The following is a 13,194-nucleotide window of genomic DNA, read 5'->3' on the forward strand; positions in this document are numbered from 1 at the left end:
CTATTTGGTATAATTCTCCTTTCAATAACAAATAGTAAGGTCAGAATATTGTGAAGGGAAGTGCACGCATGACAGAAGAAAAGATTAACCTTTCTTCTTCGGAGTTAGCGTCTTTATGGACATCTTATATGCAGAATACGATGTCCGTTCAGTTTTTAAGTTATTTGCGAGAAACCGTTGAGGATAAGATGATATCTCAACTAGTACAAACTGCTTGTCAGATTTCAGAAGACCATATAGCAAAATTGAAAAGTATCTTTCAACAAGAGAAAATACCCATTCCAAAAGGGTTTACTGCTGAGGATGTAAATATTCATGCCCCGAAAGTGTATACAGATATTTTTATGTTAACCTACATTCATCATATGGCTAAAGCTGGCATGCTTAGTTATAGTGGCTTTCTTGCCTTAAGTGCAAGAAAAGATATAAGGAAGCTTTTTAATAAGACACTTTTTGCGACAGCTGATTTATTTGAGCAAAGTTCAGAAATCCAAATCAATAAAGGTGTATTTGTACGATCGCCTGTTATTCCTTATCCAAAAGAAATTGATATGGTGGATGATAAAAGTTATTTCAAAGGATTAAATCCGTTTGCAGACAAAAGGGCGTTGAATGCTGTGGAAATCTCTCATCTTCATCTTAATTTTTTCAATAATGTTGTTGGGCTAAAATTAGCTACAAGCTTTGCCCAAATGTCACCAAGAAAAGAAGTACAAAAGATATGTATACAAGGCAAAGATATTTCAGAAAAACATGTGGAATTATTTGCTGTTACTTTGATTAACAATGGTCTTCAAGCACCAATTGATGGAGATGTTAGTATTACCAATTCAACTGCCGAAGTATTCTCGGATAAATTAATCCTTTTTCAATTAGGGATGTTAACAGCTGCCGGGAGTGGAAACTATGCGACGGGTGCTGCAGCAAGTCAAAGGCATGACCTGATCATCAATTATGAACGTTTAGCTATGGAAGTGGGTCAGTATGCAAAGGATATAGGGAATTTAATGGTGGAATTGGGTTATCTTGAACAACCACCTGGAACATTAGATAAAGAAACATTAGCCAAAAATAAAGAAAAACATTAGTAAGGTAAGCATCGTGAAGATGCTTACCTTTTTACTATCCGTGATTGGTAGAACGTCTACTTTACGCCATTGACCTAGCTCTATTTATTCTTAGGAGGCGATTAGATCTCTTGTAGATAGAGTAGTTTAATTTCACTAACCATCTTTGGATTAGATGAATCAAATGAGCAATAAATTCCAACGTCCATCCCTCCACACCGATATTACGTGACGAGCACGTAGCCCTATCTTTTCCTAAAGAATAAATGTTATACAGATGAAAAGTTGGTAATAAATGACGAATGTGACATGTTTAATAAAGGGGAGAAAGGGAATGGGTTAAGTAGAATCAATAATATCCCTAAAGGAGCTTGATTATACTTATGCGAAATTATACTAAGCACTATATTAATGGCGAATGGGTCACATCAACGGGATCTAAAACCATTGATGTCATTAATCCAGCAACAGAAGAAGTAATGGGAAAAATTAGTTCAGGAACAGAAGAAGATTTAGATAAAGCAGTGGCAGCGGCCAAAGCTGCATTTCCATCATTCTCTCAAACATCAGTAGAAGAAAGAATTGAGTTACTTGAGCGAATTTGTCAAGAATATGAAAAACGTAAAGACGATATTATAGAAGTGATTACAGAAGAACTAGGCTCTCCTGTTAAGCGAAGCAATAAAGTCCATTATCAAATGGGTTTACAACACTTTAGACAAGCGGTAGAGGAATTAAAGACGTTCAAATTTGAAGAAGAACGAGGCAACACATTAGTTCGCAAGGAAGCGATTGGTGTAGCAGGACTCATAACACCATGGAACTTCCCTACGAATCAAACCTCTACTAAACTGGCAAGTGCGTTTGCTGCTGGTAGTACCGTAGTGCTTAAACCAGCATCTAATACACCATTTGCAGCGATGATTTTAGCGGAAATCTTTGAAGCGGCAGGTTTGCCAAAAGGTGTCTTTAACCTAGTAACAGGTTCAGGTTCAACAATCGGTAATGGCATTAGTTCACATCCTGATATTGACTTCGTATCCTTTACAGGATCTGGTGAAGTCGGACAAAAAATTATGGAAAACGCAGCTTCAACTATCAAGAAAGTTTCTCTTGAGTTAGGTGGAAAATCACCACTTATCGTGTTAGATGATGCAGACATTAAAGGAGCGGCAAAAACAGCCGTTGCGCTCGTCGCAGGAAATACAGGTCAAGTTTGTACAGCGGCAACAAGAACACTCATTCCAAAAGGAATGCATGATGAATTCGTTGAGGCTGTAAAAGAAGTGATTGAAAACTTCCCAGTCGGTGATCCAACAAGTCAAGATGTTCAAGTGGGTCCTCTTGTCGATGCAGATCAATGGGAAAGGGTACAATCGTATATTAAAAAAGGATCAGAAGAAGGAGCAGAATTAATTGCCGGTGGTCCTGGAAAACCAGAAGGACTGGAGAAAGGTTATTATACGAAAATCACTGCTTTTACAAATGTGAAAAACGATATGACGATTGCCCAAGAAGAAATCTTTGGACCAGTAATGAGTATCCTCACATACGATAACTTGGATGAAGCAATCGAAATCGCTAATGATACCATTTATGGATTAGCTGGATACGTTTACGGTGGCGATCGTAACACATTACAAAAAGTGGCCAAAGGCATTCGCGCTGGACAAATCCAAGTCAATAATTCAAAAACTGATTTCTCAGCACCGTTTGGCGGCTTTAAACAATCAGGCATTGGACGTGAATGGGGAGACTTTGGTATCGAAGAATTTTTAGAACCTAAATCCATCATCGGCTACTATGCTTAAATCTAATAGGTTCCCTTGTACCGGGGACCTTTATTAATTTTTCTAAAGGTGTTGACAGAATGTAACACTAGATGTAAAGTGAACATGGCAATCCATATGAATCCTCGTTAGGTGAGGCTCCTGTATAGAGATATGCTACTGCCCAAAAATGTCCAAAGACGCCAATGGGTCAACAGGAACCATCGACATAAGGTGGTTTTTAATGTAGCTGGTATTTACCTATGCTGTACAGTGCTAAAGCTCTACGAATGGAGGGGTAATTACTGCTTGTACAATACACGTACATGTTGTATTTTCTATGCATTTTATGCACCTCCACGGTTAGTTGGAGGTGCTTTTTCATTTTAAAAAAACAAGGAGGTGGTGCGGGATGGATAGTATTCCCAATCCGAGGTCGAGTAAACAGGAATTGATCAATAGGGAGAAAAGAGGAGGGTATTTGTTCTGCACCACTCATCTTATACAGAATAAATAGGCTCTTCTTCAGAAATGGAGGAGTCGAAATGAACCAATTATTAAAATTAAAACAAAAAAAAGATTACCAAAAACAAGTATTAAAATATATCACTGAACGCAACTTAAAAATGTTTCGTGAGACATTCCTTGAATTGCATCCGACGGACCAAGTAGAAGTGTTTAAAGAAATGGAACTGCCATTACAAAAACAATTGCTACTTTTTCTGACACCCGAAGAGTTCTCTGATATTTTCCAAGGGCTAGACTTAGAGGATCAATCTGAGGTTTTCACTCATATAGGCTTTCAATATGCTGTCGCGATGTTTAATTATATGTCCGCTGATGACGTTGCCGATTTCTTGCTTGAAATGGAAGTAGAAAATGCAGATGATATCCTTCAATCCATGGATCAAGAAGAAGCCAATAAAGTCATCGAGCTGATGACTTATGCACCGAGAACGGCCGGTGCCATTATGACGAAAGAATTCATTCGCATTTCAGTTGAGTCCACTGCCGCCCAAGTCATTGAAGAACTAAGAGAAACGGCAATGGCTGCTGAGACGATTTACTATTTATACGTCGTCGATATAGAGGAGCGTCTTGCTGGGGTTGTTTCATTAAGAGATTTAATTATTGCACAGCCTGATCAAATCATTGATGATATTATGAGCACACAAGTGGTTTCTGTACCGGTCAATGAAGATCAAGAAAAAGTGGCACGTTTGATTAAAGAATATGATTTTCTAGCGGTTCCTGTCATTGGGAAAGAAGGAAAGCTTGTCGGTATTATTACAGTCGATGATGTTATCGATGTACTAGAAGAAGAGACAGATGATGATTTTGGAGAATTTGCTGCTTCTAAAGGGGCGACAGATTTAAACTTAACGGCTTTTAGTGCCGCAAAAAAGCGTGCACCTTGGATTGTTTTATTGATGTTTTTCGGTATGATTACCGCTAACATCATCGGTCGCTTTGAAGAAACATTACAGCAAATTGTCATCCTCGCTGCATTTATGCCATTGATTATGGGAACGGCAGGTAACACAGGGACACAATCATTAGCTGTTGCAGTCCGTGGATTAGCCACTGGATCAGTAGAGAAAAACGGTGTATGGCAAATAGTGAAAAGGGAATTGGGTACTGGTTTGATGCTCGGTGTCGTATGTATGATCGTATTAACAGGTATTATTGGTCTATTCTACCAAGGAAATTGGCTGCTTGCTTTTATCGTTGGTGCGTCACTATTTTTGGCATTAAGTATGGCCGCAGTGATTGGAGCAGTTGTTCCGCTCATTATCAACCGCTTAAAAATTGATCCAGCCATCGCATCCGGCCCTTTTATTACTACATTAAATGATATTCTTAGCCTACTGATTTATTTCTCTATTGCAACGACCATGATGGACAAAATTATATGAAAGAACCAACACTTCCATTTAAGAATGGAGGTGTTTTTTTATGGGGAAAATACAATACAAAGCAAGCGGAGAAAGATAATTAGGAAATCGGGGAAAGATAACTTTGTATCATTCTTGGCGTGTGACAGTAAATTCGCAACGAGCCAGGATTTGTTGAGAGTACCGATTTTTGGAGCGTTTATTCCTTAAATGAGTCAAGATTTGCAGAATGTCCAAATTTCTGGAGCATTAACTCTTTAAACGAGTCAAATATAGATAAACTCCCTTATATTTGATACGTTTCCGGCAAGAACGAGTCAGGATTCTGAGATTGGTGAAGAAATTGAAGCGTTTGTCAGTTAAACGCGTCAAATATAGTAGTTGGTTCAAATGTTTGATTCGTTCCTTTCCAAAACGAGTCAAGATTTGCAGAAAGTCCAAAATTTTAGAGCGTTTACTCTTTAAACGAATCAAATATAGAGAAACCCCATTTTATTTGATACGTTTCCGGCAAGAACGAGTCAGGATTTTGAGATTGGTGAAGAAATTGAAGCGTTTGTCAGTTAAACGCGTCAAATATAGTAGTTGGTTCAAATGTTTGATTCGTTCCTTTCCAAAACGAGTCAAGATTTGCAGAAAGTCCAAAATTTTGGAGCGTTTACTCTTTAAACGAATCAAATATAGAGAAACCCCATTTTATTTGATACGTTTCCAGCAAGAACGAGTCAGGATTCTGAGAGCAGTGAAAAATTTGAAGCGTTTGTCAGTTAAACGCGTCAAAAATAGTAGTTGGTTCAAATGTTTGATTCGTTCCTTTCTAAAACGCGTCAAGATTTGCAGAAAGCCCAAATTTTTGGATCGTTTACTTCTTAAACGAGTCAAATATAGAGAAACTCCCTTTTATTTGATACGTTTCCAGCAAGAACGAAGCGTTTGTCAGTTAAGCGAGTCAAATAAGTAGTTGGTTCAAATGATTGCCGCGTTTCCAAGATCGCTCGCATATTCTAATTCGAGTTCACTAGAACAAACCAATATTTCCGGCTGAGTTCAATTTTACCATCGTAATCTCATCAGTTCGTTTATATATGCTATATCATCCTCCGAAAAAATAATATAAATTATTATATAATATGAAGTTTCTTTTTTTGTGATCTATCCTGTTATCAGGTAAAATATAATTGAGAATGGGGAGTTGTAGACTGAAAAAGCTACCACTTGATTTCAGTTACAGTCCATTATATAATTTTCTCATAAACTATAACGTAATAGTTTGTGTTTTTTCTTAAAAAGTTTCAACCTATAAACATAGGTTTTAGATAAAACTGAAACGTAATACTTAATATAGAAAGGGGGTTACTTCATTGGGAAGGCGTTATTGCGAATTGGTCAGGTGGCGAAATTGAGCGGTTTAACATCACGGACGATTGATTATTACACAAAAAAGAATTTATTGAGTGTCGAACGTTCCTCTTCAAACTACCGTCTTTATCCTGAGGATGTCCTGAATACGTTAGAAAGGATTAAAGCTTTGAAGAAAGAGAGATTATCAATTCTAGAGATTCAGAGAGTACTTCATACACAGGATAACCAAGGAGTAGACCCCATGGTAATAGAGGTCCAAGAGGAAATCAATCGTTTAAAAGGGAAGCTTGAAATCGTAGAACAACGATATCAACAATGTTCCGAAATCGAAAAAAAGCGTGTGTTTCGCTTACTTGAAAAAGAATTATCAGATTGTTTCAAACGATTGAATGAGTGTTAACTATTTTGGAGGTGAATCCCTCAGTTAAGAGGGAAATAATTGGACATAATAACCATTACGAATTTAATAATGCTTGTAATTTTACTTGCTCTGACGGCGTTTTTCGTTGCGTCTGAGTTCGCAGTAGTCAAACTCCGTATGTCGAGAATTGACCAGTTAATTGCTGAAGGAAATAAAAAAGCGGTTCTTGCTAAGAAAGTAGCAGCGGACCTGGATTATTATTTATCAGCTTGTCAACTTGGTATTACGGTAACAGCCCTTGGTTTAGGTGCATTAGGTAAACCGGCTGTAAGTGCTGTGTTGTATCCTGTTTTTAGTTGGTTAAACATTTCTGCTACTATTGCTGATGTTGCTTCTTATGCAATTGCTTTTGCATTAGTAACTTATTTACACGTGGTAGTCGGAGAGATGGCACCGAAAACTTTAGCTATTCAATTTTCGGAAAAAGTGACGTTAATGCTTGCTCCTTCACTTTACTGGTTCGGTAAGATTATGTCGCCGTTTATTTTTGCTTTAAATGGTGCTTCTCGTCTTTTATTGCGTATGTTTGGTGTCGCGCCAGCTCCGCAAGAAAAGGCATACACTGAGGAAGAATTAAAAATCGTTATGGCACAAAGTTTCCAAGGTGGAGAAATTGATCAAACAGAACTGAAGTATTTAGAGAACGTCTTTTCTTTTGATGAAAGAGTAGCAAAAGATATCATGGTTCCAAGAACAGATCTTGTGACAATTGATAAGGATATGACTCCAGATGAACTGATCGCCATTTTAGATGAACATAATTATACGCGTTATCCCGTTGTCGAAAATGGGGATAAAGACCGTATTATTGGTGTTGTCAATGCGAAGAAAATGCTCAGTCACATTGTGAGTGGCAGGGAAGTAAAGTTAGAGCAATATATGCGTGATGTTCCATTTGTTGTAGAAGTAACAAGTATACAAGATGCGCTGGTGAAAATGCAGCAAGAACAAGTCCATATGACTGTTGTTATGGATGAGTACGGCGGAACTTCTGGTGTTTTAACGATGGAGGATGTACTTGAAGAGCTAGTTGGCGAAATTCGCGATGAATTTGATGAGGATGAAGTAGCGGATATCCGTCCAGCGGGTGAACAAAAGTATATCATCAATGGACGTGTGTTATTGACTGATTTGGAAGACCGGTTTGGCCTAACATTTGAAGATAGTGAAGATATCGACACAATTGCTGGTTGGATACAATATAAAAACCTTGAAGTAGTAGAGCAGGGTGACGAGGTTCATCACGATAATCATGTGTGGGAAGTGGCTGAAATGGATAATTATCAAATTAAACAAGTCATGTTCCATCAATATTTAGAAGATCAAATAGCAGAGGAAACCCCTCAATCATCGTAATCATCTTGGAGGTGAATCCCTCAGGAAGAGGGAAATAATTGGACAGTATAATCATATTAAACTTGTTTTTAGTTGCATTATTTATTTTGTTTACGGCATTTTTCGTAGGTGCCGAGTTTGCTATATTGAAAGTGCGTATGTCTAGACTCGATCAATTGATCGCAGAAGGAAATAAAAAAGCAGTACTTGCTAAAAAAGTAGCTCATAATCTTGACTATTATTTATCTGCCTGCCAGCTAGGTATTACCATTACAGCGCTTGTTTTAGGTGCTTTAGGTGAACCAACTGTACAGAAGATTTTAGAACCTTTGTTTATTGAATTTGAAGTATCTGCCGCTGTAGCGACAATACTTTCTTATATTATCTCACTGACTATTGTCTCGTTCTTACACGTCGTTATTGGGGAACTTGCACCAAAAACATTAGCGATACAATATGCAGAAAAAATGACACTTCTACTGGCGCCAGCTTTATATTGGTTTGGTCGCATTATGAAGCCAGTTATTAGTTTATTAAATGGTTCCGCAACGTTTATTTTAAGACGATTCGGTGTTGAGCCAGCTGGTCATGATACTGTGCACTCGGAAGAAGAGTTGAAGTTGATTGTCACACAAAGTTATGAAGGTGGAGAAATCAACCAAACAGAACTTGCTTATTTGGAGAACATCTTTGCCTTTGATGGTCGTCAATTAAAAGATATTATGATTCCGAAAGAAGAAATGATTACACTGCAGAAGAATCAGTCATTGGACAGCATGTTAAAGGTCATCGATGAACATGAATATACAAGATACCCTGTTACATCTAAGACGAAGGAATATATCGGCTTCATTAATACGAAGGAAATGTTAACGAGTTTAGCTGCAGGACGTAAGGAAGATTTTAAAGAATTTATGCATGAGATTCCAAGCTATAAAGAAACTATCTCCATTAAAGAGGTTTTCTTGAAAATGCAGCAAACACGTACACATATGGCCCTTGTAACAAATAATCAAGGCAAAACCGTCGGGTTAGTAACAATGGAGGATATTCTTTCTGAAATTGTTGGTGAAATTAAAGATGAATCGGATGGCAATGAAGTGTACGCCTAACAGAAAAGATTGACAGTGATCACAAGCTTATATAAACTGAGAAAAGTAAATGAATAGACTGGAAGATATCCAGAAGAGGTTCATAGCTTTAAACCCTCTATAAAAAACTATGGATGCATGAAAAAAACCATGTCCATATTCGGGCGTGGTTTTTTGTTTCTTAGTTGACAGATGGTTTTAGCTCCCTGAACGAAATTGATTCAAGGAGGCTTTTTTATGTCAGGAAGAAAAGAAGAACAAGGATTAACGGATTTAACTTTATTAGGTAATCAACAGACCCAATACCCATCAGATTACGCACCAGAAGTACTTGAGGCTGTGGACAGCTTACATAGCGGCAGAGATTATTTTGTCAAATTTAATTGTCCAGAATTCACAAGTCTTTGCCCCATCACAGGCCAACCGGATTTTGCTACGATGTATATCTCTTACATCCCTGATGAAAAAATTGTAGAAAGTAAATCATTGAAACTGTATCTCTTTAGCTTTAGAAATCATGGCGATTTTCACGAGGACTGTGTCAATATTATTATGAATGACCTCATTGATTTATTGAACCCCCGATATATTGAAGTTTGGGGGAAATTTACGCCTCGTGGTGGTATTAGCATTGATCCATGGTGCAATTATGGCCGACCGGAAACGAAATACGAAAAGATGGCAGAGCATCGATTAATGAACCATGACCTCTATCCAGAAAAAGTGGATAATCGATGATTCTATATTTAAACGGCATCTATGTGGGCTTGCTTATATTAGCTAATATAGTTGCTGTGAAATTATTCAGCCTTGGCGATTTAGCGATTCTTCCAGCAGCAGTGGTCGTTTTTATTTTTACGTACCCAATCATTGATATTATCGTCGAATTATATGGGAAAGAAGCTGGTAAACAAACGGTGAAAGCTGGTCTTATCACACAAATATTGGCGATTATCTTTATTATGATCACCATCCAATTACCTGCTGCTCCCGTATTCGGCGAACAGGCATCATTTCAAGCGATTTTAGGTGGTAGCTTTCGTGTAATAGTTGCGAGTCTTGTGTCTTATTTTATTAGCCAGCATATTGTTGTGTATGTTTTTCATAAACTAAAAATGCGTCATGGTAAGAAGAAGTTATGGTTCAGAAATAATATGTCTGTAATGATTAGTCAAATCGTCGACACATCGATATTTATTACGATCGCCTTTTACGGAACGATTCCAACTACCGCATTATTGGGATTGATTCTCTCGCAATATTTATTTAAATTTATTGCCTCAATTTGCATCACACCGCTTGTTTATTTAGTTGTGCATATGATTCGTAAGCGTGAGGAAAATATGGCGGGTGGGGGAGAAGTCTTTAAGAATTGATTGTTTAAATGCTCTTACTATGGTCTCGCTATATTTATGATGATATTGTGCAGTAAAGTTTAGTAATGCCATCTACAAGGAAGAGGATATAAAGATGGAATCGTTGATAGTCAGGTAATGAGAGGCTTACCGAATTTTATTAAGAAGTAACAAATGAAAGTCTAACAAAGTATATTTGTTAGGCTTTAAAACCATTTTCAAAAGAAATCCCGAGAAAATTCGAGTTCGCTAGTCACTCAAAAGGAAGAGCAGAAACGAGAGCGCAGCAAATCGAGATAGCGAGTCACTCAAAGAGAATAGTAGAAACGAGAGCGTAGCAAATCGAGATAGCGAGTCACTCAAAGAGAATAGTAGAAACGAGAGCGAAGCAAATGGTGTTTGTGAGTCACTCAAAAGGAAGAGCAGAAACGAGAGCGCAGCAAATTGAGATAGCGAGTCACTCAAAGGGAAAAGTAGAAACGAGAGCGCAGCAAATGATGTTTGTGAGTCACTCAAAAGGAATAGTAGAAACGAGAGCGCAGCAAATGGTGTTTGTGAGTCACTCAAAAGGAAGAGCAGAAACGAGAGCGCAGCAAATGATGTTTGTGAGTCACTCAAAGGGAAAAGTAGAAACGAAGGCGTAGCAAATGATGTTAGCGAGTCACTCAAAAAGAAATTCGGTAACAAAAGCTGCGCAAAGAGCTTTTGTGCATCTTAATTCACACAAGATTCTCCCTGCAAAACGAGTAGTAGACATAATTTGGGGATCGGAGAGTATCGGTACCGTTGCACCTAGGCCGACGTCAAGCTCCGGCTACCTTACTCTACAGAACCAAGCATCCAATCCAAATGTAACTAATAAAAATAGCAGAGTACCTGGATGGTTAGCACTTTCTTGTTTTTTCTGACAGCTTTTTTATTACTAGTCAAATCACGTTAGCAGGTAGATTTTATTAACTTCTAATAAAAAAGCCGAGCGACTTTAACTAAAAGGTCTCGGCTATTTTTATGAGCTTTTCTGTCCAGATAGCTTCCCATTCAAAAATTCAATCGTTTCAGCAACAGTCTGTTTATACGCAACAGCCTTGTGAAGCTGATAAATCGCACGATCTTCAGCTGCAACTATTTCCTCAAAAGAAATTGTCCCAAGCAAAGTCTTAAAGGGGTGGTCTTTTTTAAGAAGCTTGATCTCTTTACTTATATCTTCCGCATTAATTTCATTGATGATATAAAAAGGGAACTGCAGCTGTTTTTCATTCATGATCTCGTGAAGTTTTACACGTTGCCCCTCGTTCCACTCACCATCGAGTATTTCTGTTGTCACTTCTACGTTATCGAGGTCTCCGACAGGAAAGGCAAATTGGGTATCGTATGTTTCTTGACTTGAAGTCTTATCCGTGTAGCAGGAGACTGCATAATAGGTCATTTTAGCTTTTTTCAGCTTTTTTAAGTTAAACATGCCCTCAGTCATTCAAAAACTCCTTTATGTAAGTATCTGATATAAGAATAGCACACATAATTGTAAAAATTCACCACGATTTTTCTATGAAAAAGAAGGGGAATCAATATGTGTGGAGTATCATTACTATAATGAAAACGCATGCAAAAAAATTCATTGCTTTAAATCAACAAAGCGTGTTATTATCGAAATATTAAAAATTTTATAAGTGGGGAGTTAGGTCATGAGAAAATTATTAGCAGGTTTGATTGGTAGTTCAATGCTGCTTCTTAGTGCCTGTGGTTCTTCAGGTGCTGATGAGGCAAGTGGCAGTGGGGACAATGAAAAGGAGCAAAAGGTTGTTAAGATTGGTATTACACAAATTGTTGAGCACCCTTCATTAGATGCTGCAAGAGAAGGTTTTATGGCTGCTTTAAAAGATGCAGGCTATGAGGAAGGAAAGAATTTAGAGTTAGATTATCAGAATGCTCAAGGGGACGCTAATAATAATATGTCTATTGCTCAAAACTTGGTTACTGCTGACAATGACCTAATTCTTGCAATAGCAACAGCGAGTGCTCAATCTGTTGTTCAATCAACCAAGGATATACCCGTTCTTTTTACAGCTATTACCGATCCGATTAGCGCAGATCTTGTAAAAGACTTGGACAAGCCGGGTGCAAACGTGACTGGTACTTCTGATACCCATCCAGATGCGATTAAAAATACGATTGCTTCTATTAAAAAGTTTGTCCCAGAAGCAAAGACGGTCGGAATCATTTATAACGACGGGGAAGCTAACTCAATTGTTAATGTAGAAAATGCGAAGAAGGCATTAGAAGAGAATGGACTTGAATATGCGTTGACGGCAATTTCAACTAGCTCAGAAGTGAAGCAAGCAGCAGAGTCACTTGTTGATCGGTCCGATGTCTTTTATATTCCAAAAGACAACACCGTCGTTTCAGCTTTAGAATCAGTCATCACAGTGGCTAATAAAGAAAAAATTCCTACATTTGTTGGTGAAAGTGATTCAGTTGAAAGAGGCACGTTCTCTTCCTATGGCTTTGAATACCATGACCTTGGTTATAAAACAGGTGAAATGGCTATAGAAATATTAAATGGCAAAAAACCAAGTGACATCCCAGTTGGTTTCCCTGATAATCTAGAATTAATCGTTAACAAGGATGCAGCTGAGAAACAAGGTGTTGAATTAACAGATAAACTATTAGAAGGGGCAAAGGTCATAGGTGAATAATTTTATTCGGTTAAGAGAGGTGTAGTAATTAACTACATCTCTTTTTGTATGGAAAAACTGTCGATTCTTGTCAACTATTTATCTTGTGTTTAATTACTTTGTCCTAGGTTAGCATTTTTTGTAGCTATGTCGTTTGAAATGGAATGATATTATATTGATAAAATGACTAAAAGGTATAAAAAGGAAATAAATATAAAATTTTGCCT

11 protein-coding genes and 2 riboswitches are annotated in these 13,194 nt (G+C 37.7%); of the genes, 10 read left to right on the forward strand and 1 reads right to left on the reverse strand.

Features of this window, described 5'->3' with window-relative positions:
• Nucleotides 1-68: 68 nt before the first annotated feature.
• The 9 genes from MKX78_RS02680 to MKX78_RS02720 all read left to right on the forward strand — a co-directional run bounded on the left by MKX78_RS02680 (nt 69) and on the right by MKX78_RS02720 (nt 10,939).
• Nucleotides 69-1,088 carry a DUF3231 family protein gene (locus MKX78_RS02680; RefSeq protein ID WP_307318764.1) on the forward strand — a complete coding sequence of 340 codons (1,020 nt, stop codon included), beginning with the start codon at nt 69-71 and terminating at the stop codon, nt 1,086-1,088.
• Nucleotides 1,089-1,450: 362 nt separating this feature from the next.
• Complete coding sequence (locus tag MKX78_RS02685; protein ID WP_341049646.1) at nt 1,451-2,878, forward strand: aldehyde dehydrogenase family protein; 1,428 nt, start codon at nt 1,451-1,453, stop codon at nt 2,876-2,878.
• Between the two features lie 96 nt (nt 2,879-2,974).
• Nucleotides 2,975-3,139, forward strand: a riboswitch (M-box (ykoK) riboswitch).
• A 242-nt stretch (nt 3,140-3,381) separates the two neighbouring features.
• The gene (gene mgtE / locus MKX78_RS02690; protein WP_095370766.1) at nt 3,382-4,752 is read left to right on the forward strand and encodes a magnesium transporter; all 1,371 of its coding nucleotides are present in this window, start codon (nt 3,382-3,384) and stop codon (nt 4,750-4,752) included.
• A 1,369-nt stretch (nt 4,753-6,121) separates the two neighbouring features.
• Nucleotides 6,122-6,493: a MerR family transcriptional regulator gene (locus MKX78_RS02695; RefSeq protein ID WP_224939188.1), complete on the forward strand. Its 372-nt coding sequence runs from the start codon at nt 6,122-6,124 to the stop codon at nt 6,491-6,493.
• 39 nt (nt 6,494-6,532) lie between these two features.
• Nucleotides 6,533-7,870: a hemolysin family protein gene (locus MKX78_RS02700; RefSeq protein ID WP_095370764.1), complete on the forward strand. Its 1,338-nt coding sequence runs from the start codon at nt 6,533-6,535 to the stop codon at nt 7,868-7,870.
• Between the two features lie 38 nt (nt 7,871-7,908).
• Entirely contained in the window at nt 7,909-8,961 is a 1,053-nt protein-coding gene (locus tag MKX78_RS02705; RefSeq protein WP_095370763.1) for a hemolysin family protein, read from the forward strand.
• A gap of 69 nt (nt 8,962-9,030) precedes the next feature.
• Nucleotides 9,031-9,078: riboswitch (PreQ1 riboswitch) on the forward strand.
• 99 nt (nt 9,079-9,177) lie between these two features.
• Nucleotides 9,178-9,678, forward strand: coding sequence for a preQ(1) synthase (gene queF, locus MKX78_RS02710; protein WP_095370762.1), 501 nt, complete (start codon nt 9,178-9,180; stop codon nt 9,676-9,678).
• On the forward strand, nt 9,675-10,316 hold the full coding sequence (locus MKX78_RS02715; protein WP_341049648.1) for a queuosine precursor transporter: 642 nt from the start codon (nt 9,675-9,677) through the stop codon (nt 10,314-10,316). Before queF ends, MKX78_RS02715 begins: the two co-directional genes overlap by 4 nt.
• Nucleotides 10,317-10,687: 371 nt before the next feature.
• On the forward strand, nt 10,688-10,939 hold the full coding sequence (locus MKX78_RS02720) for a hypothetical protein (protein WP_341049651.1): 252 nt from the start codon (nt 10,688-10,690) through the stop codon (nt 10,937-10,939).
• Nucleotides 10,940-11,301: 362 nt separating this feature from the next.
• Here MKX78_RS02720 and MKX78_RS02725 read toward each other — a convergent pair whose 3' ends face one another.
• Nucleotides 11,302-11,766, reverse strand: a complete 465-nt coding sequence (locus tag MKX78_RS02725) for a hypothetical protein (protein ID WP_341049654.1) — start codon at nt 11,764-11,766, stop codon at nt 11,302-11,304.
• Nucleotides 11,767-11,977: 211 nt separating this feature from the next.
• On the opposite strand from MKX78_RS02725, the gene MKX78_RS02730 reads away from it, so the two are divergent.
• On the forward strand, nt 11,978-12,988 hold the full coding sequence (locus MKX78_RS02730; RefSeq protein ID WP_251163542.1) for an ABC transporter substrate-binding protein: 1,011 nt from the start codon (nt 11,978-11,980) through the stop codon (nt 12,986-12,988).
• Nucleotides 12,989-13,194 lie beyond the last annotated feature (206 nt).

Origin of the sequence: Cytobacillus sp. FSL R5-0569, assembly GCF_038007265.1 — a bacterium.
GTDB lineage: Bacteria > Bacillota > Bacilli > Bacillales > Cytobacillaceae > Cytobacillus > Cytobacillus kochii.

What these genes read in the sequence shown, in the direction of transcription:
- MKX78_RS02730 (WP_251163542.1), top strand. Translation starts at nt 11,978, where the DNA reads ATGAGAAAATTATTAGCAGGTTTGATTGGTAGTTCAATGCTGCTTCTT.
- MKX78_RS02685 (WP_341049646.1), top strand. Translation starts at nt 1,451, where the DNA reads ATGCGAAATTATACTAAGCACTATATTAATGGCGAATGGGTCACATCA.
- MKX78_RS02720 (WP_341049651.1), top strand. Translation starts at nt 10,688, where the DNA reads ATGGTGTTTGTGAGTCACTCAAAAGGAAGAGCAGAAACGAGAGCGCAG.
- MKX78_RS02715 (WP_341049648.1), top strand. Translation starts at nt 9,675, where the DNA reads ATGATTCTATATTTAAACGGCATCTATGTGGGCTTGCTTATATTAGCT.
- MKX78_RS02725 (WP_341049654.1), bottom strand. Translation starts at nt 11,766, where the DNA reads ATGACTGAGGGCATGTTTAACTTAAAAAAGCTGAAAAAAGCTAAAATG.
- queF (WP_095370762.1), top strand. Translation starts at nt 9,178, where the DNA reads ATGTCAGGAAGAAAAGAAGAACAAGGATTAACGGATTTAACTTTATTA.
- MKX78_RS02680 (WP_307318764.1), top strand. Translation starts at nt 69, where the DNA reads ATGACAGAAGAAAAGATTAACCTTTCTTCTTCGGAGTTAGCGTCTTTA.
- mgtE (WP_095370766.1), top strand. Translation starts at nt 3,382, where the DNA reads ATGAACCAATTATTAAAATTAAAACAAAAAAAAGATTACCAAAAACAA.